The organism is Aquicoccus sp. (genome assembly GCF_041686535.1).
Lineage (GTDB): Bacteria > Pseudomonadota > Alphaproteobacteria > Rhodobacterales > Rhodobacteraceae > Aquicoccus.
In genome coordinates, this window is the sequence record NZ_JAWLDS010000004.1 from 1 (window position 1) to 23,504 (window position 23,504).

General features: G+C 63.8%; 27 protein-coding genes. 10 read left to right on the forward strand and 17 right to left on the reverse strand.

Annotated features, from left to right (window positions below; all coding sequences use genetic code 11):
• The first annotated feature begins 4 nt into the window (after positions 1-4).
• Positions 5-1,423: a protein adenylyltransferase SelO gene (locus ACESL9_RS01705; RefSeq protein ID WP_372674448.1), complete on the forward strand. Its 1,419-nt coding sequence runs from the start codon at positions 5-7 to the stop codon at positions 1,421-1,423.
• A gap of 74 nt (positions 1,424-1,497) precedes the next feature.
• Here ACESL9_RS01705 and ACESL9_RS01710 read toward each other — a convergent pair whose 3' ends face one another.
• Both ACESL9_RS01710 and ACESL9_RS01715 read right to left on the reverse strand, forming a co-directional pair.
• Entirely contained in the window at positions 1,498-2,373 is an 876-nt protein-coding gene (locus tag ACESL9_RS01710) for a DMT family transporter (RefSeq protein ID WP_372609820.1), read from the reverse strand.
• Between the two features lie 33 nt (positions 2,374-2,406).
• Positions 2,407-3,078 (reverse strand): hypothetical protein, encoded by a 672-nt coding sequence (locus tag ACESL9_RS01715; RefSeq protein ID WP_372674429.1) that lies wholly within the window; start codon positions 3,076-3,078, stop codon positions 2,407-2,409.
• A 121-nt stretch (positions 3,079-3,199) separates the two neighbouring features.
• Between ACESL9_RS01715 and ACESL9_RS01720 the strand changes: the two genes are divergently transcribed.
• Positions 3,200-3,814, forward strand: a complete 615-nt coding sequence (locus tag ACESL9_RS01720; RefSeq protein ID WP_372674430.1) for an endonuclease/exonuclease/phosphatase family protein — start codon at positions 3,200-3,202, stop codon at positions 3,812-3,814.
• 20 nt (positions 3,815-3,834) lie between these two features.
• On the opposite strand, the gene ACESL9_RS01725 is transcribed toward ACESL9_RS01720, so the two are convergent.
• A complete protein-coding gene (locus ACESL9_RS01725) occupies positions 3,835-5,094 on the reverse strand; it encodes a DEAD/DEAH box helicase (RefSeq protein ID WP_372609814.1) in 1,260 nt (419 codons plus the stop codon).
• 359 nt (positions 5,095-5,453) lie between these two features.
• Between ACESL9_RS01725 and ACESL9_RS01730 the strand changes: the two genes are divergently transcribed.
• The 7 genes from ACESL9_RS01730 to ACESL9_RS01760 all read left to right on the forward strand — a co-directional run bounded on the left by ACESL9_RS01730 (position 5,454) and on the right by ACESL9_RS01760 (position 11,809).
• Positions 5,454-5,882: a Fur family transcriptional regulator gene (locus ACESL9_RS01730; protein ID WP_372610073.1), complete on the forward strand. Its 429-nt coding sequence runs from the start codon at positions 5,454-5,456 to the stop codon at positions 5,880-5,882.
• Positions 5,883-5,913: 31 nt separating this feature from the next.
• Entirely contained in the window at positions 5,914-6,816 is a 903-nt protein-coding gene (locus ACESL9_RS01735; protein ID WP_372609812.1) for a DMT family transporter, read from the forward strand.
• 17 nt (positions 6,817-6,833) lie between these two features.
• Positions 6,834-7,238, forward strand: a complete 405-nt coding sequence (locus ACESL9_RS01740) for an OsmC family protein (protein WP_372609810.1) — start codon at positions 6,834-6,836, stop codon at positions 7,236-7,238.
• Positions 7,239-7,530: 292 nt separating this feature from the next.
• Complete coding sequence (gene kynU / locus ACESL9_RS01745; protein WP_372609808.1) at positions 7,531-8,724, forward strand: kynureninase; 1,194 nt, start codon at positions 7,531-7,533, stop codon at positions 8,722-8,724.
• A 258-nt stretch (positions 8,725-8,982) separates the two neighbouring features.
• A complete protein-coding gene (dctP, locus tag ACESL9_RS01750; protein ID WP_372674431.1) occupies positions 8,983-9,936 on the forward strand; it encodes a TRAP transporter substrate-binding protein DctP in 954 nt (317 codons plus the stop codon).
• A gap of 58 nt (positions 9,937-9,994) precedes the next feature.
• Positions 9,995-10,492, forward strand: coding sequence for a TRAP transporter small permease (locus ACESL9_RS01755; protein WP_372674432.1), 498 nt, complete (start codon positions 9,995-9,997; stop codon positions 10,490-10,492).
• Between the two features lie 3 nt (positions 10,493-10,495).
• Positions 10,496-11,809 carry a TRAP transporter large permease subunit gene (locus ACESL9_RS01760; protein ID WP_372609802.1) on the forward strand — a complete coding sequence of 438 codons (1,314 nt, stop codon included), beginning with the start codon at positions 10,496-10,498 and terminating at the stop codon, positions 11,807-11,809.
• Positions 11,810-11,959: 150 nt separating this feature from the next.
• On the opposite strand, the gene ftsA is transcribed toward ACESL9_RS01760, so the two are convergent.
• The 11 genes from ftsA to ruvC all read right to left on the reverse strand — a co-directional run bounded on the left by ftsA (position 11,960) and on the right by ruvC (position 20,167).
• The gene (gene ftsA, locus ACESL9_RS01765) at positions 11,960-13,288 is read right to left on the reverse strand and encodes a cell division protein FtsA (RefSeq protein WP_372609800.1); all 1,329 of its coding nucleotides are present in this window, start codon (positions 13,286-13,288) and stop codon (positions 11,960-11,962) included.
• On the reverse strand, positions 13,285-14,175 hold the full coding sequence (locus ACESL9_RS01770; RefSeq protein ID WP_372609798.1) for a cell division protein FtsQ/DivIB: 891 nt from the start codon (positions 14,173-14,175) through the stop codon (positions 13,285-13,287). The genes ftsA and ACESL9_RS01770 overlap by 4 nt, the downstream gene beginning before the upstream one ends.
• A complete protein-coding gene (locus ACESL9_RS01775; RefSeq protein WP_372674434.1) occupies positions 14,163-15,056 on the reverse strand; it encodes a D-alanine--D-alanine ligase in 894 nt (297 codons plus the stop codon). Before ACESL9_RS01775 ends, ACESL9_RS01770 begins: the two co-directional genes overlap by 13 nt.
• A gap of 123 nt (positions 15,057-15,179) precedes the next feature.
• Complete coding sequence (gene murB / locus ACESL9_RS01780) at positions 15,180-16,106, reverse strand: UDP-N-acetylmuramate dehydrogenase (RefSeq protein ID WP_372609794.1); 927 nt, start codon at positions 16,104-16,106, stop codon at positions 15,180-15,182.
• 69 nt (positions 16,107-16,175) lie between these two features.
• Positions 16,176-16,436: a hypothetical protein gene (locus ACESL9_RS01785; protein WP_372674435.1), complete on the reverse strand. Its 261-nt coding sequence runs from the start codon at positions 16,434-16,436 to the stop codon at positions 16,176-16,178.
• Positions 16,433-16,687, reverse strand: a complete 255-nt coding sequence (locus tag ACESL9_RS01790; protein WP_372674436.1) for a DUF2484 family protein — start codon at positions 16,685-16,687, stop codon at positions 16,433-16,435. Before ACESL9_RS01790 ends, ACESL9_RS01785 begins: the two co-directional genes overlap by 4 nt.
• Positions 16,687-16,956 carry a DUF2484 family protein gene (locus ACESL9_RS01795; RefSeq protein ID WP_372674437.1) on the reverse strand — a complete coding sequence of 90 codons (270 nt, stop codon included), beginning with the start codon at positions 16,954-16,956 and terminating at the stop codon, positions 16,687-16,689. Before ACESL9_RS01795 ends, ACESL9_RS01790 begins: the two co-directional genes overlap by 1 nt.
• Before the next feature lie 174 nt (positions 16,957-17,130).
• Positions 17,131-17,757 (reverse strand): hypothetical protein, encoded by a 627-nt coding sequence (locus ACESL9_RS01800; RefSeq protein WP_372609786.1) that lies wholly within the window; start codon positions 17,755-17,757, stop codon positions 17,131-17,133.
• A gap of 194 nt (positions 17,758-17,951) precedes the next feature.
• Entirely contained in the window at positions 17,952-18,980 is a 1,029-nt protein-coding gene (gene ruvB / locus ACESL9_RS01805; protein WP_372609784.1) for a Holliday junction branch migration DNA helicase RuvB, read from the reverse strand.
• A 3-nt stretch (positions 18,981-18,983) separates the two neighbouring features.
• On the reverse strand, positions 18,984-19,664 hold the full coding sequence (gene ruvA / locus ACESL9_RS01810) for a Holliday junction branch migration protein RuvA (RefSeq protein WP_372609782.1): 681 nt from the start codon (positions 19,662-19,664) through the stop codon (positions 18,984-18,986).
• Positions 19,661-20,167 (reverse strand): crossover junction endodeoxyribonuclease RuvC, encoded by a 507-nt coding sequence (ruvC, locus tag ACESL9_RS01815; protein ID WP_372609780.1) that lies wholly within the window; start codon positions 20,165-20,167, stop codon positions 19,661-19,663. The genes ruvA and ruvC overlap by 4 nt, the downstream gene beginning before the upstream one ends.
• A 316-nt stretch (positions 20,168-20,483) precedes the next feature.
• On the opposite strand from ruvC, the gene ACESL9_RS01820 reads away from it, so the two are divergent.
• On the forward strand, positions 20,484-20,690 hold the full coding sequence (locus ACESL9_RS01820) for a DUF1127 domain-containing protein (RefSeq protein ID WP_372610071.1): 207 nt from the start codon (positions 20,484-20,486) through the stop codon (positions 20,688-20,690).
• A 110-nt stretch (positions 20,691-20,800) separates the two neighbouring features.
• Here the strand turns inward: ACESL9_RS01820 and ACESL9_RS01825 are convergent, their stop codons facing one another.
• The 3 genes from ACESL9_RS01825 to ACESL9_RS01835 form a co-directional block, all read right to left on the reverse strand.
• Positions 20,801-21,151 carry a hypothetical protein gene (locus tag ACESL9_RS01825; protein ID WP_372609778.1) on the reverse strand — a complete coding sequence of 117 codons (351 nt, stop codon included), beginning with the start codon at positions 21,149-21,151 and terminating at the stop codon, positions 20,801-20,803.
• Between the two features lie 116 nt (positions 21,152-21,267).
• On the reverse strand, positions 21,268-22,137 hold the full coding sequence (locus ACESL9_RS01830; RefSeq protein WP_372609776.1) for a 50S ribosomal protein L11 methyltransferase: 870 nt from the start codon (positions 22,135-22,137) through the stop codon (positions 21,268-21,270).
• Between the two features lie 72 nt (positions 22,138-22,209).
• Complete coding sequence (locus ACESL9_RS01835; protein ID WP_372609774.1) at positions 22,210-23,445, reverse strand: MFS transporter; 1,236 nt, start codon at positions 23,443-23,445, stop codon at positions 22,210-22,212.
• Between the last annotated feature and the right edge of the window lie 59 nt (positions 23,446-23,504).

The window sequence follows — 23,504 nt, forward strand, 5'->3', positions numbered from 1 at the left end:
ACCCATGACCCTGACGATTCCCTTCTCCAACAGCTACGGGAAATTGCCGCCGCGCTTTTTCACCCGGCAGGCGGCGACACCCGTGGCCGCCCCCGAACTCATTGCCTTCAATGACGCGCTCGCCGCGCGATTCGGCATCGCGCGCGGGCCTGATGATGTATTGGCCCGCATCTTCTCGGGCAACGAGGCGCCGGACGGCGCTGACCCGCTGGCGCAGGTCTATGCCGGGCACCAGTTCGGCGGCTTCTCCCCCCAGCTCGGCGATGGCCGCGCCCTCCTGCTGGGCGAGGTCGAGGCACCGGACGGCACCCGCTTTGACATCCAGCTCAAGGGGGCGGGCCGCACCCCCTATTCCCGCGGCGGCGACGGCCGGGCATGGCTCGGGCCGGTGTTGCGCGAATATGTCGTCTCCGAAGCGATGGCCGCGCTTGGCGTGCCCACAACCCGCGCGCTGGCCGCCGTCGCCACTGGCGAGCCGGTCTTTCGTGAAACCGCCCTGCCCGGTGCGGTGCTGACCCGCGTGGCCTCGTCCCATATCCGCGTCGGCACGTTTCAGTTCTTCGCCGCACGGCGCGATTTCGAGGCGCTCAAGGCGCTGTTCGATTATACCTGCGCGCGCCACTACCCCGACGCCCGCACCCCCGATGAGCTGCTGACCGCGGTGATCGACGCGCAGGCGTCACTGGTCGCGCACTGGCTCTCGCTGGGCTTCATTCACGGGGTGATGAATACCGACAACACTGCACTTTCAGGCGAAACCATCGACTATGGCCCCTGCGCCTTCATCGACGATTACCACCCGCAGACGGTGTTCTCCTCGATCGACCGGCACGGGCGCTATGCGTATGACAACCAGGCCGATGTGATCGTCTGGAACATGGCCCAGCTGGCCACTTGCCTCGTGCCGCTCTGCAACGACCAGGACGAAGCGGTCGAACGCTTCACCGCCGCCGTTCACGCCATGCCGGGCAAGATCGAAGCGCAATGGCTCGCCCGGTTCGGCGCGAAGGTCGGCCTGTCGAACGCGAACGAAGACGACCGCGCGCTGATCAGCGACCTGCTCGATCTCATGGCACGGAACGGCGCCGATTTCACCAACACCTTCCGGGCACTGGCCCACGGCACCGCCCGCGACCAGTTCACCGACCGCCCCGCCTATGACGCCTGGCACAGCCGTTGGCAGGCCCGGATTGAATCAGTGCCGGACGCCCAATCGCGCATGATGCAGACGAACCCCGCCTTCATCCCCCGCAATCACCGCGTCGAAGAGATGATCCAGGCGGCCGTCGCCGGCGATTTTGCCCCCTTCCATCGGCTCTTGCAGGTGCTCGGCGCCCCCTACACGGATCAGCCCGGTGCCGCCGACCTCACCCGCCAGCCAGCCCCGGGCGAGCGCGTGCAACAGACCTTCTGCGGCACCTGACACGGCCCTCTTTCTTGGCAAAAATACTCGAATTCCGACTTCACAACCGGGGCCGCCGCCGCGACTGCACTCCATCACCGCCGGTTGATCAACGTGATCCCGACCGCCACCAGCACCAGCCCGCCGATGATGTGCGGCCCCACCTCCTCGCCCAGCATCAGCCAGCCCAGGATCACGCCAAAAACCGGCGACAGGAACGAAAACGACGCCACACCCGAGGCCGGGTAAAGCTTGAGCAGGAAGAACCAGAACAGATAGCCGAAGCTCGCGATCGCCAGGATCTGAAAGGCCAGGCCCGCCCAGTGGATCGGCGCCAGATCGCGGATGAACGGCCCGAAAAACGGCGCCAAAGCGAGGAGAAGCACCGACGAGATCACCAACTGGCTCAGAAGCTGCATCTCGGGCGCGACCCGCTCCAGGGGCGTCACCCGAACGACCAGCGCGATCCCCGCCCATGCGATCGCCGCCAGCAGCGCCATCAGGTCGCCGCCAAGGCTCGCTTCGCCGCTGCCCCGGTCGGCCATCACCCAGGCCACGCCCGCCATGGCCAGCACCAACCCCAGTGCGCGCTTGCCCGTGATCCGTTCTTCCGGCAGCCACAGATGCGCGGCCAGCGCCACGAATACCGGCATCGAGTAGAATATGATCGAGGCCCGCCCGACACTCGTGCGGTCGAGCGAAAGATAGAGGAACACGAACTCGGCGGTGAATAGCAGGCCCAGCATCACCGCGCCGCCCCGCGCCTCGTGCGGCAGCGCGATGCGAATGCCGCGCAGCCGCATCCAGAGCAACAACGCCAAGCAGGCCCCGACCGAGCGCAACCCGGCCAAAAAGACCGGCTGAAACCCGCCAGTCGATACCTTGATCACCACCTGGTTGAAGCCCAGCAGGAACGCGAAGGCGACAAGCGCCGCGACGCCCGCCGCGTCGATACTGTCTTTTCTTTCCATGGCCGCCATCAAGGGGGCAAAGCCACCCAAAGGTCAATCCGCGTCGTCGCGTCGCACGCGCGTGACATCGATCTGCTTGAAACGCTTGAAATAGCGCGGATTGCGCTCGATGAACTCGTCGATGAGGCGATGCACGCCCGGCGCCGATATCCCCTTGAGATAAAGCCACCCGGCCAGCGACGCGATCAAGGCTCCGATCATGTCGACGATCAGGTCGGTCATCGTGTCAACCAGCCCCGATTTCTGCATGTTCATGCCAAAGATCTGGTCCATGGCGAATTCGAAGATTTCCCAGATCGCGCCGATCATCATCGCGAAGCAAAAGGCGAAAAAGGCGAGCACCCAATGCGGCGCGGCAAAGCGATCGCCCTGGAACAGCATGAACACAATTACGAACCCGATCAGACCAAAGCCCATCGCGCTGCCGAAATGCATGAGAATGTCCCACCACCAGAACCGCACGTAAAACCCGTAGACCTCGCCCAGGAAAAGCGTGCCCCCCACAAAGGCCACCACCGCGAGCATGAAAGTCGCGGGCACGTGGATCCGCGCCCAGCGCGCCACGAAAACCGGCGCCAAGGACAGGCTCAACGTGGCAAGCGCAATGAAAAGAAGCGACAATTGCCCGTTCCACAGCGCGTCTGCCGCCGCAATGAGCAACGCGGCCCAGATCAGCTTGGTCAGCCATGTCTGGTCACTGAACACCCGTGACAACCCTCTGTCTGACTTGCATATAGACTGCATGAAGGCGCAAAGCATAAGAATTGCAAGTTACAACCTGCAAAAATGCGTCGGTCTCGACCTGCGGCGCAGGCCGGACCGGTCCTTGCAGGTGATCGCGGATCTCGTCGCCCCCGTGGTCGTGCTGCAAGAGGCCGACAAACGCCTGCCCCCGCGCCCGGCGGCTCTTCCGCACGAAATGGCCGAGGCGCAGGGCTGGCAGGTGGTCGATTTCGGCGAACCGGCCGGCTCGCTCGGATTTCACGGCAACGCCATGTTGATCCGCCCCGATATCGGGGTTCTGACCACGGCCCATATCGACCTGCCCGGGCTGGAGCCGCGCGGTGCAATCCGCGCCGATCTTGCGACCGCGATTGGCCCGCTGCGCGTCATCGGCACGCATCTCGGTCTGATCCGGCGGTATCGGCTGTTGCAGTTGCGCGCGATCATGCGCCACCTTTCGCAACTTTCGCCCATGCCCACTGTTCTGGCCGGGGATTTCAACGAATGGGGCCCGGCGCGCGCGCTCGACAATGTCACGCCCGGATTGCTGATCCTGCCCGAGCGGCCGAGTTTTCCATCCCCCCGCCCGGTCGCGCCGCTGGATCGCTTTGCGATCTCGGGCAACCTGGTGGCAAGAAATCACGGCACCCACAGCGCGCGCCCGGCGCGCGTCGCCTCGGATCACCTGCCTGTCTGGGCGGATCTGACCCGGCGCTGAACCACGCCGGGCCTTGGCCGTTACGCGGCCCTGCGCGCTCCACCGCCACCGCCGCTGCGACGGCGCCTGCGACGCTGACCGCCATTGCCATTGCCGCCACCCGCGGGCTTACCGCCGCCACGGCCTTGCCGTTTGGCCGGTTCCATCGGCTCCCATGCCTCGCCCGAGGCGACCGGGATGGGCATGCCCATGACCTTCTGAATGGCCTTCAGCTCGCCCATCTCGTCGGGCGCGCAGAACGCGATCGCGGCACCATCGGCGCCGGCACGCGCGGTGCGGCCGATCCGGTGCACGTAATTGTCAGGCACGTTGGGCAGATCGAAGTTATAGACGTGGCGCACCTCGGGAATATCAAGCCCCCGCGCCGCCACATCGGTCGCCACGAGCACCCGCGTGCTGCCGGACTTGAACGCGTTCAACGCCCGGTCGCGCTGGCCCTGGCTCTTGTTGCCATGGATCGACTCGGCGGCGAATCCAGCCTTCTCAAGCTGGTTCTTGATCTTTTCCGACCCGTGCTTGGTGCGCCCGAAAACCAGAGCACGCTCGTCGCGATGCGCATCCAGGAGCTCGATCAACAGGCCCAGCTTGCCGGGCTTGTCGACGAAATGCACCACCTGCTCGATCTTGTCCGCGGCCTTGCCCGGGGGCGAGACCTGAACCCGTACCGGGTCTTTCAGGTAGGATTGCGCCAATTCTGCCATCAGCTTGGGCATGGTGGCCGAGAACAACATCGTCTGGCGCTGCGCGGGCAACAGCGCCGCGATCTTGCGCAGGCTGTGGATGAATCCCATGTCGAGCATCTGGTCTGCCTCGTCGAGCACCAGGAACCGGGTCTCGTCAAGCCGGACCGCCTTGCGGTCCAGAAGGTCGATCAAACGCCCCGGTGTTGCGACCAACAGGTCGGTGCCGCGCTCCAAACGGTTGATCTGGCCGTTGATTCCCGCGCCACCGACAACCAGCCCGACCTTGAGCGGGCTGCCCTTGACCAGTTCGCGCAGGCTCTCGCTGATCTGCTTGGCCAGTTCGCGCGTGGGGGCAAGCACAAGGCCGCGCACCGCTCGTTTGCCCGGCCGCGCACCATCGCGCAGCATGGTCGAGGCCAGCGGCAGGCCAAAGGCAAAGGTCTTGCCGGTGCCAGTCTGGGCAAGGCCCATCACGTCGCGACCCGCCATCGCATGCGGCACGGCCTCGGCCTGGATCGGGGTGGGCTGGGTCAGCCCCATCTCGCCGACCCGCGCCAAAAGCAGCTTGGGCAGGCCCATTTCGTTGAAATCTTTCATAGTGTCCTTTCGAACGCGCCCGGATCACGGGACACGCCTCATCAATTTCGGGGCAGCACCCGCATTGGGCCGGCCCGCTCGGGGTTGCGCCGATGAGCCTGACGAAACGGACCTCTTGCCCGCTCCGCCGCCCTGGCGTCTGAACCCACGCGTGATTTTGGGAACATTCCTCGACGTTTCATGTCTGACCCGGTTCTCCCGGATGTTGCTTGACTGCTCACGCGGCAGAAAACGTCGGTTAGAGGGTACATGGCGCTGCAGCGCCGCAAAGTCAATCCATGATTGCCATTGCGGGTGGAAATCGGCCCCGCTTGTGGCTAAACGGGGCCATGACAGCACGACCCCGGGGCAGCCGCGCCATGACCGACACGATCACCGAACGCTGCGAAGCCAAGGGCCTGCGCATGACCGGCCAGCGCCGCACCATTGCCGCGGTCCTGCAAGACGCCGAGGATCACCCCGATGTCGAGGAGCTGCACGCACGCGCGCTGGCCCGCGACCCCGGCATCTCGATTGCCACGGTCTATCGCACGGTCAAGCTCTTCGAGGAGGCGGGGATTCTCGACCGGCTCGAATTCGGCGACGGGCGCGCACGCTATGAAGACGCCGAGCGCGAACACCACGACCACCTGATCGACATGAACTCGGGTGAGGTGATCGAATTCGTCGATCCCGAGATCGAGGCGCTTCAGGAACGGATCGCCGAAAAACTGGGCTATCGGCTCATGGGGCATCGGCTGGAACTCTATGGCGTTCCCCTCAAAAAGCCTGCTAAGGACGGGGCGTAATCCGGGGCGCGCGCCCCTCGAAAGGCCCCCAATGACCGCCGTCAACCCCGCCTCCGACAACCTGCGTGGCATCGCGTTCATCGTTGTCGCCATGGCGTTCTTCGCCGCCACCGACGCCTGTGTCAAACTGGGCGCCGAGGCCATGCCCAAGGGCCAGGTGATGGTGTTCCTGGGGCTGGGTGGCGCGATCATCTTCTCCGCGCTCCTTCGGTTCCAGGGCCGGCGCGTCTTTGCCGCCGATTTTTTCGCGCCCGCCCTTCTGATGCGCAACGGGGCCGACGTGATGGGCACGTTCTGCTTCATGACGGCGCTTGCCACTGTGGGCATCGCCCTGCCCTCGGCCATCCTTCAGGCGACGCCACTGGCCGTGACCGGGCTGGCGGTGCTGCTCTTGCGCGAAAAGGTGGGCTGGCGCCGCTGGGCCGCGATCGTCGTGGGGTTTTCCGGCGTACTGATCATCATCCGCCCCGGCGCCACGGGGTTCGACCCCAACGCGCTCTGGGCCGTTGCGGGCATGCTCTGCCTCGCGCTGCGCGATGTCTCGACCCGGCTCATGCCGCCCTCGACGCCCTCGTTGCGCATCGCCGCCTATGCAATGATCATCCTCCTCCCCGCGGGTAGCGTGATCGCACAGTTCCAGGGCGGGTTCGTCCCCATGACGCCGCAAAGCGGCGTGATCGTCCTGGCCGCATCCCTGCTGGGTGCCGCCGGATATTTCTGCATCGTGCAGGCGATGCGCACCGGAGAAATATCGGTCGTCGCCCCGTTCCGCTACAGCCGGATCTTCTTTGCCCTGATCATCGGCTATCTCATATTCGGCGAACGGCCCGACGCGCTCACCTATCTTGGCTGCACCGTCACCATCGGCGCCGGTCTCTACACCTTCCTGCGCGAGGCCCGGCTCAACCGCCGTCCGTCCGCGCAACCACTATGAACTTCGAGAGGTATCACATGAAAGCCCGAGTCAAATGGATCGACAACCGCAGTTTCATGGGCCAGACCGAAAGTGGCCATGCCATTGCCTTCGGCGCGGCGCAGGATGGTCTGAAACCCGGCCCCTCGCCGATGGAACTCCTGCTGCTGGGCACCGGCGGATGCGCGGCCTATGACGTGGTGCATATCCTCGAACGCGGCCGCGAACCCGTCGAAGACGTCGAGGTCGAGATCGACGCCACACGCGCCGAAACCGACCCCAAGGTCTATGCCCGAATCCACATGCATTTCATCCTGCGCGGTGAGGGTCTCAACCCGGCCAAGGTCGAACGCGCCATTTCCCTCTCGATCGGGAAATATTGCTCCGCCTCCGCGATGATGGCCGCCACCGCCGAACTGACCCATGATTTCGAGATCGTTTAGGGCAGATCGCCCCTGGTCGGACTCAACCATCGCAGGCTTCTCTAGACGAAAGGGCAGCACATGGCCGCGGTCGGGTGCCCGCCACCTCAGCGTTGGGCAACTTATCTTGCAAAGCCTTCCCCTGCCCGAAGCGACGCGCACCCCATCAAAAGCACCCGGCCGGGGGGCGGCCGTATGCTGCCCGGGCGAAACCGACCAACCACAATCCGCCCCAACCACCTCACCGCACAGGATGGACAGCCCCCCGGGAAACCGTTAAACATACTTCAAGCTTAAAGCAAATGAGGCCGCCATGACCGATTTCGCCCGCACCAAATCGCTTTTCCACCTGCCCGAGGGCGTGATCTATCTCGACGGCAACTCGCTCGGCCCCCTGCCCAAGGCGGCGCCCGGGCAAATGCAAACGGTCATGCAGGACGAATGGGGCGAGATGCTCATCACCGGCTGGAACAAGGCCGGATGGATGGAGCAACCGACCCGCGTGGGCGACCGGATCGCGCGGCTCATCGGGGCCGAGCCGGGCCATGTGGTGATGGGTGACACGCTTTCGATCAAGGTCTACCAGGCGCTGGCCTCCGCCCTCGAGATGCGCCCCGACCGCAAGGTGATCCTCTCCGACAGCGGTAACTTTCCTTCCGATCTCTACATGGCCGAAGGGCTGATCGGGTCGCTCGGCCGGGGCCATGAATTGCGCGTCGTCACCCCCGAAGAGGTCGAGGCGAACATCACCGAAGAGGTCGCCATCACGCTGATCACCGAGGTCGATTACCGCACCGGGCGGCTGCATGACATGAAGGCACTGACCGCAAAGGCCCACGCGATGGGCGCGATCACCGTCTGGGATCTGGCCCATACCGCCGGGGCCACGCCCGTCGATGTCAGCGGCGCCAATGCCGATTTCGCCGTCGGTTGCACCTACAAATACCTCAATGGAGGCCCCGGTGCGCCCGCCTTCATCTATGTCGCCCCCCGCCATGCCGATGCCGCGCGCCCCGCCCTTTCGGGCTGGCTCGGTCATGACGCGCCCTTTGCGTTCGAGCAATCCTACCGCCCCGGCGCGGGAATCGAGCGGATGCGCGTCGGCACACCGCCCGTTCTGGCCATGGCCGCGCTCGACTCCGCGCTCGACATCTGGGACATGACCACGATGGAGGACATCCGCGCCAGATCGCTCGACCTCACACAGCTCTTTATCGACGAGGTCGAAAGACGCTGCCCAGATCTCGACCTCGCCACCCCCCGCGCGCCCGAACGGCGCGGCAGCCAGGTCAGTTTTCGCTTTGCCGAAGGTTACGCCGCCATGCAGGCGCTGATCGCGCGCGGCGTGATCGGCGACTTCCGCGCCCCCGACATCATGCGATTTGGCTTCACCCCGCTCTATATCGACGAGGGTGACGTCATCGCCGCCGCCGAGATCCTTGAGGACATCATGCAAAACCGCCTCTGGGACACCCCCGAATACAAGGCCCGCGCCCGCGTGACCTGAGCGTTCCGCCCTATCCTCGGGTCAGGGGCAAGGCGGAACGCAGCGCAACATGTCAGCGGAACGCGTGTTCATCAAAAAGCAGTTTCACGGGGTTTTCGCAGGAAGCCTTGGGTGCGCCGCAGGTGTCGTGGCGAAGCCGGTTCACGGTTTCACCGGCACTCGACACTTGCATGGCAATACGCTGTGTGCTTTTCTTTGAAGCTTGAAGCAATTACGCGAATGCCGAAAACGGGATCGCGCTCAAACTGGGAGGAGATCATGAAATACCGAGCTATTGCGGCCCTTGCTGCGACCCTCGCCACACCCGCGCTGTCCGAGGAGGTCACACTGCGCGGCGTCACCGCCTTCGCCAGCGGCACCACCTTCTCGCGGCCGTTCGAGGCGTTCGTCGAGCGCGTCAACGAAACCGGCAAGGGCGTCGTCCAGATCAACTATGTGGGCGGCCCCGAAGCCGTGCCGACCTTCGAACTGGGCAATGCCGTGTCCGCGGGCGTGGTCGACATCGCCAACAACACCACCGCGTTCTACACGAACCTGGTTCCGCTGGGTGATGCCCTGCACCTCGCCACCAACACGATCCAGGATCAGCGCGAGAACGGTTGTTTCGAACTGGTCGACCAGTTGCACCAGGAACAGATGAGCGTGAAATATCTCGCCCGCACGGGTGACAACATTCAGTTTCATCTCTACCTGACCAGCCCGATCGAGGACACCGACCTGTCGGGGCTGACGCTGCGCGTGACGCCGGTCTACCGAGCCATGTTCGAAGCGCTGGGCGCGACGCCGGTTCAGACCGCCCCGGGCGAGGTCTATACCGCGCTCGAACGCGGCAGCATCGACGGCTATGGCTGGCCGGTGCAGGGCGTGATGGATCTGGGCTGGGACGAACAGACGAATTACCGCGTCGATCCGGGCTTTTACCAGGTGGACGTGAATTTCCTGGTCAATCTCGACCGCTGGAACGCGCTTTCGGACGAGGCCAAGACCGTGCTGCACGAGGCAGCGCTCTGGACCGAGGCGAAGAACGCCGAAAACCGCGACATAAACGCCGAGGAAGCCGCGCGCCAGGAAGAGGCCGGGATCGAGGTGATCCGCTTCGAGGGCGACAGCGCCGAAAGCTGGCTTGCCACCGCGCAAGATGCCGGCTGGGACGCCGTCGAGGCGATCGACGCAGAGAGGGCGGCCGAGCTCAAGGCCTGCCTCGTCGACTGATCCAGATCACCGCCGGGGCGGCCAAGCGTCGCCCCGGCCCCGGCCCGGGGACCGATCCATGCCTTCCTTCAACGCCGCCTTCGACGCGGTCCTGAAATTCTGCGCCGGCCTTGCGGGGGCGATCTTCGCGCTCATCGCGCTGGCGATCTGCCTCAACGTGATCCTGCGCAACACAGGGAGCGGTTCGCTCCGCGGCCTGCTCGACGCGGTGGAATACGGACTGCTGGCCGCCACCTTCCTGGCCGCACCGTGGGTCTTGTGGAAACAGGCTCATGTCACCGTCGACCTGGTGACCGCCTCGCTGCCGACTAGGGTTGCACGGCCGCTTGCGCGCTTCGTCGCGCTGCTGGGCTTCGTCGTCTCCGGCGCCTTCCTGTGGTACGCGACCGACGCCGCGCTGCACTCGGCCGCACGCGGCTCGATGATCCGCACCGCCTTCGTGATCCCTGAATGGTGGGCCCTGTCGGCGGCACCGGTGGGCTTCGTTTTGATCTGCATCGAATTCCTGCGCCAGGCGCTCCACCCGCGGCTTTCGCGTGACATGGCAGGGCTCTGAGCGATGGAATGGCCCCTTTTCCTGGCCCTGATGATGGGTGGCCTCGGCGTACTGTTGCTGATCGGGCTGCCCGTGGCGTTCGCCTTCCTTGCCGTCACGCTGCTGGGCGCATGGGAGGTGCTGGGCGGCGAACGCGGCGTGATGCAACTGGCGCGCAATGCCGCCGACGGGCTGACGAATTTTCAGCTGGCACCGATCCCGCTCTTCATCCTGATGGGCGAGATCCTGTTCCAGACCGGCGTGGCGCATCGCGCGATCGACGCCGTGGAACGGGTGGTCACGCGGATCCCCGGGCGTTTGTCGGTGGTCACGGTGTTCGGCGGCACGATCTTCGCTGCACTGTCGGGCTCGACCATCGCCAACACCGCGATGCTGGGCTCGACCCTGCTGCCCAACATGATCAAGAAGGGCTACGCACCCTCGATGGCGATGGGTCCGATCATGGCTTCGGGCGCCATCGCCATGCTGATCCCGCCCTCGGCGCTGGCGGTTCTCGTCGGCAGCCTCACGGGCGTGTCGATCGCCGGTCTGCTCGTCGCGGGCGTGCTGCCGGCGCTGATCCTGTCGGTGGCCTTTGTTGGCTGGATCGTGCTGCGCGCGACGATGAACCCGTCACTCGCCCCGGCCGACGCTTCGCCGGACATGACACTGGCGGAACGCTGGCGGCCCTTCCTGACCTATGTAGCGCCGCTCTCGGTGCTGTTCGCGGTGGTGATAGGCAGTCTGCTGATGGGCTTCGCCACCCCGACCGAAAGCGCAGCGCTGGGTTGCGTGGCGGCACTGGCCGTCGGCGCGGGATACCGCGCCCTGTCCCTCGAGCGGATGATCAGAGCGGTAATGGAGACTGTGAAACTTTCGGTGATGATCCTGTTCATTATCGCCCTGTCCCAGACCTTTGCGCAGGTGCTCAGCTTCTCGGGCGCCACCGGAGGGTTGATCCGGGTGATCGGCGGCTACGAACTGACTCCGCTGCAGGTCCTGCTCGGGATGATCGCGCTGCTCCTGCTGCTGGGCTGCTTCGTCGACCAGGTCAGCATGCTCATGGTCACGGTGCCGATCTTTGTTCCGCTGTCGCAGTCGGCCGGAATCGACCCGCTGATCCTTGGGGTGGTCTACCTGCTGACGATGGAGATCGGGTTGTTGACCCCACCGTTCGGCCTGCTGCTATTCGTGATGCGGGGCGTGGCGCCACAGGGCATCGGCATGGGCACGATCTATGCCTCGATCCTGCCATTCATCGCGATCAAGCTTCTGGTGCTGGCTGCGATTGTCTGGCAACCGACGATTGCCACATGGCTGCCCTCGCTATTGCGCTAGCCGTGTCTTGGCAAAGGTCCAGGTACTGGCCATCTACACTTTGGGAACGCCGCGGTTCATCAGCACCGAGGTCGATCAGCAGGGGAAAGAGCAACTCTGGCCATGCCCGAAACGCCCAGGCATCGAAGAGCGGCTCAACCTGTCAAACCCTTACCAATTGTCCTTGAACCACTTGACCGCGCGGCGCAGCGAGCGGGCGGGGTATTTCTCGACCGGCAGTTCGAAATCCCACCATTCATCCTGCGGATGGGCGGCGAAAAGGCACATGCCCACGGCGCTGGCAAAGCCCGGCCCGGTCGCGGCTTGCGGCAACCCGTGCACGCGCATCGGACGGCCAAGACGCACCTGCTGGCCAAGGATCTTGGAGGCCAGCCCGTCCAGCCCCGGGATCTGGCTGCCCCCGCCGGTCAGCACGATCTGCTGGCTCGGCAGATGCTCGAAACCGGCCGCATCCAGCCGCACCCGCACCTCTTCGAGGATTTCCTCGACGCGCGGGCGCATGATCCCGATCAACTCGGCCCGGCTCACCTGGCGGCGGTCATGCTCCCAGTCGCCGGTCTCGCCTTCGAGGTCGATCATCTCGCGATCGTCCATGCCCGTGGCGACGACACCACCGAGGAAGGTCTTGAGCCGTTCGGCCGTCGCAACCGGCACTTGAAGCCCCAGTGAAATGTCACTGGTCACGTGATCGCCGCCCATGGCAACCCCATCAGCATAGATCATGTGCTTTTTCATGAAGATCGAGATACCGGTCGTGCCCCCGCCCATGTCGACGCAGGCCGCACCCAGCTCCTGTTCATCCTCGACAAGTGCCGAAACGCCCGACACATAGGCCGAGCTGGCAACCCCGGCCAGCTCCAGATCGCAGCGCCGCACCGCGTGGGCCAGGTTCTGCACTGCGGCCGCCTCGACCGTCACCATATGCATGTCCGTGGCCAGGCGCGTGCCCATCTGGCCGCGCGGATCGCTCAGACCCGACCGATGGTCGAGTGCGAAATTCACAGGCTGCGCGTGAAGAACCTCGCGGCCCGGCCCGTAATCGGGCACATCACAGGCACTCAGGACCCGGCTCACATCCTGCTCGGTCACCACCGTCCCATCGAGATCGACTTCGCCCGCGAGCCCGTAACTGCGCGGTCCCGCCCCCGAGAAACAGGCGATGACATGATCCACGCGAATACCGGCCATTTTCTGCGCCGCCTGCACGGCCGTGCGGATCGCGCGCTCCGTCTCGGCCATGGCCTCGATCTCGCCGAACCGCACGCCGCGCGATCTCGTCGTTGCCGCGCCGATGACCCGAAACCCGGCCTGTCCTGCCATCGACCCGACATCGGCCCCGGCGGGATCGACGCCATCGAACCGCAACACGAGGCAGGCGATCTTGGATGTTCCCACATCCAGCACGGCCACCACGCCACGTTGCATCGCCGCCTTGCGCATGTTGCGCATCGCCCTTTGGGATTCATAGAGCTCGATCATGATCCGTCGTTCTCCACCGATATGTTTCTGATCGTCCACCAGTTTTCGACTGCATCCCCGCTCATGCGCAGCGTTGGCCGCTCGGCGAGACGCATATCCACCGCCACGAGATCACGCGCCAGCATGTCTTGCGCGTCCGACAGCGCGATCACCCGTTCCAGGGCCTGCACAGGTGCGTATTCGGGCAAAAGGATTCTCTGGCCCCTGTCGAGAACGACATCCCAGCGCCGCTCTCCCACGCGCACGAGACCGCGCAGGCGCGGTGTCAACGGCCCGCTGGCTGCATAGATGTCCATCGCTTCCTGCAAGTGCAGGTCCGCCCCCGTTCCGGCCAGAACCGGCAATTCGGGATGGGCACCGCGATGCGCCACCTCATCCAGGACGACTCCTTCGATATCGACGCGATAAAGCCCCTCGGCATTGCGCCACAGCGCCACGGGCTGACGCTCGACTACATCGAGCTGGAGCACACCGCCATCACGGATACGCACGCTTGCGGTTTTCACACCGGACAATCCGGCAACGTCCTGACGGATCGCTTCGAGATCGAGATCAAAGGACGAGACCGGGAAATCGTAAGGCACGATCTCGCGGATATCGTCGCTCACATTGTCGCTCGCCCCGTCGATCGCCATGAGCCGCACGGTGAATTCGGGGCGGCTGTAGATCTCGGTTCGCAAATCGGTGATTGCCAGCCGGATCGCATCACGGCGCGTGTCGTCGGACAAGTAGAACAGCCCTGCGGCCAGGCACAGGCCAAAGGGCACGCCGACCCGCAGCAGGTTACGGAAAACTGGCGTCAGCATCAGCCGCTGAAACCGATAGGACCACCGGCTCGGCGCCGGGTCGGGTCGCGACGACCGCTTGTCACCGCTCATCGGTTGCATGACGCGTCCTCCACCATCCAGCGGCACATCGCGCCAAATCCGATTCCGCACACCTCTGCCTGCTCCGGCGAAAGCGACGTGGGGGTCATGCCCGGCTGGGTATTGGTCTCCAGCAGGACAAGTCCATCAAGTCCGCGCGCCTCGTCCCAGCGAAAATCGGTCCGGCTCACCCCCCGGCATCCCAGTGCGCGATGCGCGCGCAGCGCAAAGTCAAGACAGGCGTCGGTGATCTCGGCTGGCAGGTCGGCAGGGACAACGTGGCGCGATCCGCCCTCCGCATACTTGGCGTGATAATCATACCAGCCTTCGGTCACGATGTCGGTGACACCCAGCGGTCCGGGATCGCCCTCGTCACCCCCCATGACCGTCGTGGTCAGTTCACGCCCAGGCGCATAGGTCTCGACCATCACGATATCGGGCATGTCCTCGGCCAGTTGCGGCGGACCGTTCGTGGCCTCCTGCACGATATAGACACCCACGGAGGAACCTTCGTTATAGGGCTTGACCACGTAGGGCGGCACCATCACGTGGCGCGTCGTCACCTCGTCGCGGCCAGCCAGGACGCTCTCGACCACGGGCAGCCCTGCAGCGCGGTAGACTTCCTTGCTGCGCTGCTTGTCCATGGCCAGCGCCGAGGCCAGCACTCCCGAATGGGTATAAGGCAGCCCCAGCCATTCGAGCATCCCCTGAACACAGCCATCTTCGCCCCAGCGGCCATGCAACGCATTGAAAACGACATCGGGCTTTGTTTCTTCGAGCCGGACCGCCAGATCGCGCCCGGCGTCGAGTGTGACAACGTCGAAACCCTCACCGCGCAAGGCATCGGCACAGCCCCGCCCCGTCGCGAGAGAAACCTCGCGCTCGGCGGATGAACCACCCATCAACACCACCACTTTCGGGGGGGAACCGCCCGACATGCCTGTCTACTGCCTCAATGTCCCGGGCCTTTTCACGACCCTTGTTTCTCTCGTCTTGCCTGATCGGGCCGATGTTGTTCACAGCCCTCATTCCGGGGTCGCTTCGCCGACCCTCATGATTTCCCACTCTAGCGTGATACCGCTGGAATCGTAAACCTTTTTTCGCACCTCTTCCCCCAGTCGTTCGAGGTCCGCGGCGCTGGCCTGACCGGTGTTGATCAGGAAATTGGAATGCTTTTCGCTCATCTGTGCGCCGCCACACCGGGCCCCGCGCATACCCGCCGCATCGATCACTTTCCACGCCTTCATGTCGTGCGTATCATCTGCCCGCCCGGTCGATGAGAACCCGGCCGGGTTGCGAAACGTGCTGCCCGCGCTGCGCTCCTTCGTAGGCTGCGTGGCATCACGCTTGGCGATTTGCTCCTGCATGCGCGCCTCCAGTGCCTCGGGCGCACCTTCGGGCCCCTCCAACGTGGCCTCGACGATCACCCAACCTTCGGGCAGATCGCTCTGACGATAGCGAAAGTCGAGCTCATCGGCGGTCAGCGTCACCACCTCGCCCGCCCGGGTTATCGCCTTGGCCTCGACCATGACATCCGCGACATAGGTTCCATAACAGCCCGCATTCATCCGCACCGCACCACCAATACTGCCCGGTATGGTGCGCAGGAACGTCAGGTCGATCCCCGCCTGCGCCGCCTTGCGCGCGACATGCGCATCCAGCGCCGCCGCCCCGGCGCGCACCCGCCGACCCTCAGTCTCGATCGTGTTGAACCCGCGCCCCATGCGCACGACGACCGCACGCAAACCGCCATCGCGCACGATCAGGTTGCTGCCCACCCCCATCGGGAAAACCGGCACCGCGGGGTCCAGCGCCGCCAGAAAACCGGCAAGATCATCGGCATCCGCCGGCATGAAGAGCCAATCTGCCGGCCCGCCCACGCGCAACCACGTCAATTCGCTCAACCGCTTGCCGGGGATCAGCTTTCCCCGCACCTCGGGCATGTCAGCCATGGATCAATGCTCACCTCGTTTCGCGCCCCTTACACCACGTTTCACGGCCACAAAACCCCGGGGCGAGGTTCACCGCCCACTGATCCGCACCACCGCGGGGCCCAACACCATCCCCAATACCTTCGGCGCCAGCAACAGAAGCGCAGGCAGAAAGGTGGCAATCGCGTCCCAGCCATCGCTTTTCCCGCGTGCGCTTACCAAAAGCCACCCGGCCAGTACCAACGCCGCCGCCATTGCCGACCAGAACACGCCCCAGCGCGCCAGCCGCGCCAGCACCACGCCCAGGATCAGCCCCCCGGCCAGAAAGAGGGCCGGGATTGCATAGATCATGGCCCCGCCTTTCGCCGCAGCCATCGGATCAGGTAGTTCAACGGCCATCGCAGCACGCTCAGCCCCGCAACCAGCGCCAGCATACCGACCCAAACCGGGTTTTCCCAGAAAATCCACACCAGCAACGGCAGCCCCGTCGCCATCAACCCATAGGCCCGCCGCCAATGGTTGTCGGTCGAGGGCAGCATCGCGGCCATGTTTGCCACCACCAGCCAGACGAAAAGCGCGATCAGTGACAGGTTCACGGTCATCACTCCCGGCGCGCCCTGAGCGGCAATCGCGCCGCATCGCCCCGCGCCCGCCGCCACAGGTAACGCAACGGATTGCGAAACATCGACACGAATGCCGCCATGCCCAGCACCGCCACCAGCGCCCCATGCGCAATCCCGATCCATACGATCACCCCCGGCGCCGCGACCAACAGGACAAGCCCCGGAGCAAATTGCCAACGCATGGGCAAAAGCGCCACCAGCGTCGCCGCCAGCACCCAGAGGCAGGCCGCGATCAAGGCCCCGCTCATCCGATCCGCTCCACTCTTGTCAAAACCGCGTCCTGCTCCTGCCCCGACCCGGGCGCCAATCTCGATTCCGTAACGCGCCAACACATTCCCGAACCCTCCCTCTCATCTTGCCGGACATATGCGATGCCCCGCCCGCACCACCGGCATTGGACCCTTACAACCCGCGCGGCCATCCTACCCGGCCCGAAGTCGCGCCGAAAGCCGTAGCGAAAGTGCCATGCCATCGCGCCCGGCCACCGGCAGGAGCGGATCATAGGCCGCCCTCACCACCGCTGCTATCTCGGGGCGCAAAACGACCTGCCCGTCCGGCAACCGCGCCAGCGGCGAGGTCTCGCCAAAGGCCCGCGTGCCCCAAAGCACGATCACCTGCACCGCCTGCGCCAAGGCAAGGTCTTCTGCCGCCATGTCCGACAGGCTCTCGTCCATCCGCAAAAAGACAAAGGCGGCCCGGATCGCCCCGTTCTCCTCGAACCGGAAGTACCGGTACTGGTTGGCCCCCTCGCGCTCGAGCCGCACCAGGGTGTCGTCAAGACCCGGCACCATCCGCGCCAGCCCGTCGAGCGCGGTCAACTCCGACCAGTCACGCAGGAAAAACAGCATGAGGTTGCCCCCCAGCTCCGGGTCGGTCTCGGCCATCTTGTGACCCGCCAGCGCCACCACGGCTTCGATCGCGCCCTTTATGATCGGCAAAGTTTGATCATCGACACCGAAGACGACCGGCACGATGGGGCGCTCCCACCGGGCAAAATGAAACACGTCACCGCGGGAGGTGAAAAGCTCTTGTATCTCGTCCGGGGTCATCGCGGGCCTTTTCCATCTCGACGCGCACCCTGATGCCCGAGCCCGGGCTTTTTCGCAACCCGGACCCGGCAAGGGTTAACGCCGCACGCGCCGCAGGAGACCGCTATCCGCGGCAGCCGGGCGGCAGCCGGATGTCAGCCGGATGTCACCCCCCGAATCCGGCATCCAAAAACCCCGGTTAACGGGGCGCGCGTTCAGCCCTCGAAAAGGTCCGACTGCCCCGGCACGGGCGGCGGGGCGAGGCCCAGATGGGTCCAGCCCTTGTGCGCCAGCATCCGGCCCCGCGGCGTGCGCTGGATCAACCCCTGCTGCAAGAGATAGGGCTCGATCACCTCTTCCAGCGCATCGCGTGGTTCGCTCAGCGCCGCCGCCATGGTCTCGATACCAACCGGGCCGCCGTGATAATTCTCAGCAATCAGAGTGAGATAGCGCCGATCCGCCCCATCGAGGCCAAGCCCGTCCACGCCCAGCCGGGTAAGGGCCGCATCGGCGAGGTCGCGGCTGATCTTTCCACCGCCCTCGACCAACGCGAAATCCACGACCCGCCGCAAGAGTCGCCCCGCAATCCGCGGGGTCCCACGCGACCGGCGTGCGATCTCCAGCGCACCTTCGACTTCCGTCTCCACCCCCAGCTTGCGCGCATTGGCAGTAACAATCTGATTCAACTCGTGAATTTCATAGAATTGCAACCGCGTCGGAATCCCGAACCGGTCGCGCAACGGCGTTGTCAGCAGCCCCAGTCGCGTCGTCGCCCCAACCAGCGTGAAGGGTTGCAACTCGATCCGAACGGTGCGCGCTGCCGGGCCCTCACCGATCACCAGGTCCAGCTCGAAATCTTCGAGCGCCGGATAGAGCACCTCTTCGACGACGGGGTTAAGTCGATGAATCTCATCGATAAAAAGCACATCTCGCGCTTCGAGATTGGTCAGGATGGCCGCCAGGTCGCCGGCCTTGGCCAGCACCGGCCCCGAGGTCATCCGAAACCCCACCCCAAGTTCGCGCGCCATGATCTGCGCCAGCGTCGTCTTGCCCAGCCCCGGAGGGCCGTGAAACAGCGTGTGATCCATCGCCTCGCCGCGCATCCGCGCCGATTGAATGAACACCCGCAGATTGGCCCGTGCCGCCTCCTGCCCCACGAACTCGTCCAGGCACTGGGGCCGCAACGCCCGGTCCATATCCTCGGGAAGCGGTGCGGCACGCAATGTCGGGTCGGGCTCGGCCATGAATTATCCCTTCGGTGCCAGGAGCTTGAGCGCCGCACGGATGAGCGCTGCCGTATCCGCGCCAGGCGTGTCACCTGCTGCCTGCGCCACGGCGCCCGCGGCCTCGCCCGGGCCATAGCCGAGGTTCGACAGCGCCGACAAGGCCTCGGATTGCACCGCTGCATCGCCACTTGGCGCGGACGCGCGCGGCGCGGGCGTGGGGGCAGGATCGCTTTCGATCACGTCTGCCGCAGCGGAATCGGATCCCTGCATCGCCTCAAGCGCACCGCCCAGCGCCATGACCGTCGGGGCCTTGTCCTTCAGCTCATTGACGATCCGCTGTGCCGTCTTTGGGCCGATCCCCCGGGCGGCCTTCACTGCATTCCAGTCGCCCAGCGCGATCGCACGGTTAACTCCTTCTGCACCAAGTGCGCTCAAGATGGCCAATGACGCTTTCGCCCCAACCCCCTGAACACTCATCAGCAGGCGATGCCATTCCTTCTCCAGCAGCGACGGAAAACCGTAAAGTTGCAAAAGATCCTCACGTACCAGCAGATCGGTGTAAAGTGTTACCGCCTCACCCGGTCCGGGCAACCCCGCGAGGGTGCGATCGGAACAATAGACGAGGTAACCAACACCGCGCACGTCGATCAGCGCATGATCATCTCCCCTGTAATCCAAGAGCCCGCTAATCTTGCCGATCATGCCCTCACCATTTTCTCCGCGGCGGAGACCGCCTCTGCGCTGCGGGCATGATGCGCATGACAGATCGCGACAGCCAGTGCATCCGCTGCGTCCGGCCCCTCGATCACGACCCCGGGAAGCTGCATTTTCACCATATGCGCGACCTGGCCCTTGTCCGCGTGGCCCACACCCACCACCGTTTTCTTGACCGTGTTGGGTGCATACTCACCCACGCAGAGCCCGGCCTGCGCGGGCACTAGCAAGGCGATTCCGCGCGCCTGTCCGAGCTTGAGTGTGGCTGCACCGTCCTTGTTTACAAAGGTCTGCTCGACGGCCGCCGCGTCGGGCGCGAATTTGATTACGACGGCCTGAAGTTCTTCGTAAAGCCGCCTGAGCCTTTCGGGCAATTCACCCTCACCGGACCGACAGGTGCCATTGGCAACGTGACTCAGCCTGCTGCCGTCTACATCGACAACTCCCCAACCAAGGTTCCGAAGCCCTGGATCGATTCCTAAAACCCGCATCGATTTTTCCTGCCCTGTTGCCTTTTTGAACCACTAGCACGAAACAGGAACACAAGCCAACGACAATCGCGCATACGCCAAAAACGACCATTTTGAATCCGGCGCGACAAACGCGGTCAAATTACGCCCATTCCTGTGCAGAAAACGACATCCTTTTGTGGCAGAATGGCCTTGTTTTAAAGGCTCCAAGGTCCGATTTCGCCCATGCATATTTTGCATAGGACTTATGCCGTTTTCACTGCTTGTCGTGATCTGGAACCGGGCCTATTTGCCGTTCAGCACAATGAACCGCCACTCAAAACAAGGAAACATGGATATGGCTGTAATCGACACCCCCCGCGTTCAGCTTTCCGCTGGCACCAACGGCCGTATCGGCCAGCTCTTCGCATCGCTTGTCGCGACGATCGTGGCTTGGAACGATACCCGCGTGACTCGCAACGCATTGTCGCAACTGAGCGACCGCGAGCTTGAGGATATCGGCCTCTGTCGCGGTGATATCGACAACATCGCGGCAAAACGCTGAGCAGTGAAACGAGAGCGTTCCGCGAAAAGCCTTAGCTGCAAGCGCAATCGAGAAAGCCGCGCCGGGCCTAATCCCGGCGCGGCTTCTTTTTTGTCTTTGGATACGGGTCGCTACTTTATGAAGGGCGAGATAGTGCTGGCAATTCTCACGCTCACCCTGTCAGGCTGCAAGGCCCATGCCCCGGCTTGTTCGAAAATGGTTCCCTGTTTCATCTCGTCAATGTGGCCAGCATAGCCGGTGGCACCGAGATGCGCGATAGCAACGCTCTTGAACAGGCAAAAGCCTAGAATGAGATAAATAAGGCCCTTGACTGGAATGCTGGGGCCACTGCGACGGGGTCGGACAACAACCATCCCATCGGGACCGACAACAGGGGCATAAGATAGTCCCCGGGCAACTCTACGCCTGGTGCTGCCGATACGCGTCAGCCGCTTTTCAAAATTCATCAAATCGTCAGACATTCAGGCCTCCGGCACATACCCCCACCGAAGTAGATCAACCTTGCTCTCAAATTATGGCAGCATTGTGGCAAATTGCTGGAATAAGGCAGAAAGCTGGCAATTTCAGTTCATTTTACTTAAGCCTTAGCCAGCATCAGCGTCGTCCATTCACCAATTTCATCGCGTGAAAAAACATTGGTTCCCAAACGTGAATAAACCTCCTGAACTTCATCGGCCTGTTCGTTCAAGATGCCCGAAAGAATCGCCCTCCCGCCTTGTGCCAGAGCAGCGATCAGATCCGGCGCGAGCGCAACAAGCGGCCCCTTGAGTATGTTGGCAAAGATCAAATCGAAAGGTGCAGCCGCCGCAAGTTCGGGATGATCGAAACCTGCCGCCTCGACACAACGCAGCCGCCCCTCCAAACCATTGGCCCGTACGTTGGCCTCGGCCACTTCGACTGCGAGCGTGTCGATATCGCTGGCGATGATCGGATCGGGCCAGACCCGCGCCGCCGCCATGGCCAGAACCGCCGTGCCACAACCGATATCCGCGACGCTTTTGCCGACAAACCCTGCCTCGACAAGCCGATCAAGGGCGCGCAGACAGCCAAGTGTCGTGCCGTGATGACCGGTGCCAAAAGCCATCGCCGCCTCGATCAGTAGCGGCTCGGCCCCTTCGGGCACCTTGTCGGCGTCATGGCTGCCATAGACAAAAAATCGACCAGCCTCGACCGGCGCCAGTTCGCGGCGAACCTTGGCGACCCAGTCGGTTTCTGGTAGCTCCGAGATCACGAAAGGCCGGGTAGCGTGCATTGCCTCAAGAAGGGCAAGACCCGCGCGATCGGGTGGTTCGGCGAAATATCCGCCCACCTCCCAAAGCCCCGAGCCGTCTTCAACCTCGAACACCCCCACGCCGACCGGTTCGGGATCGAGCCGCTCCATCGCTTCGCCCAACGCCTCGGCGGCGGCTTTTCCGGCAAGGGTGGTCAATGCGGTAAAGGTGGGCATGGCGCGTCTCCGGTGTTTTCACTGGCGGTAAGCGCAATGCACCCGGCGGTCAAGCACCCTTCCCCGGGGCGATCACTCGGCCGGGGCCGGAGTGACGAACCGTGCGAATATCGTCTCGTGGCCCGGCTCCGGGTGACGCGGAATCAGCAGGGCCAGGCAGAGCGACACCCCGGCCATCGACGCCGCAAGAACAAAGACCGAGCCGGGGGAGACCAGCCAGAGATAACCGAGCATCGCGGGCAGAAAAACCGCCGCGATATGATTGATGGTAAAGGCCACCGCGGCAGTCGGGGCAATATCACCCGGATCGGCGATCTTCTGGAAATAGGTCTTGAGGGCAAGTGCCAGCGCAAAGAACATGTGGTCGAGCACGTAAAGCACGGCCGCCAACACCACGCCCCAGCCGAAATAGTATATCCCACCATAGGCCAGAAACACGCAAACAAGCCCCACATATTCGAACGCGAGCGCGTTTCGCTCACCGAAATGCGCCACCGCCCGACCAAAAAGCGGTGCGACCACAATGTTGAACACAAGGTTGATCAGGAAAAGCGCGGTTACTTCGTGAACGTCGAAACCGAATTTCTCGACCATCATGAATCCGGCGAAGACGATGAATATCTGACGCCGTGCACCGGACATGAATTGCAGCGCGTAATAGAGCCAATAGCGCTTGCGCAGGATCATTCTCTTGACCTGCGGATTGGGCGCCTCGAACTGGGGATAAGCGAAGAACGCGAAAACCGCGATCAGTGCGGTCGTGCCGCCCGCGACAAGGTAGACGAAGGCATAGCTCAGATCAAAAGCCCGCCAGGTGAGTACGATCAACCCATAGGCCAAGAGCGTCGCCGCCGATCCCGCCGCCAGCAACAGGCCCAGCACCTGCGGTGCACGATCCTTGGGCAGCCATTGCAATTGCAGCGACTGGTTGACGGTCTCGTAGTAGTGAAAGCCGATGGAAGAGAGCATTGTGATGGTCAGGATCCCGGCCATGGATGGGAAAAACGCGGTCAACGCCGTGGCAACGCCCAGAAGGATGAGCGATACAAGCGCAAGCACCTGTTCGCGCATGAAGACAATGATCGCGATCACCCCGATGGCCAGAAAGCCCGGGATCTCGCGCACGGTATGCAACCAACCATTGTCAGAGCCGTCGAACTTTCCAACCTCGATAATGAAATTGTTCAGTAGTGCCGACCATGTGGCAAAGGCGATCGGCATCGCCGCCGCCATCAAGAATAGCAGTGCCACCGGCCGTCGCCAGAACGGCAGGGATCCCGCCTGATCGAGTGGAATTGCCTTGTTCATGCTTTCCGATACGCCTTTTCAACTGGATTGCCCAGCCCATCTGATCTGGATCAAGGCAA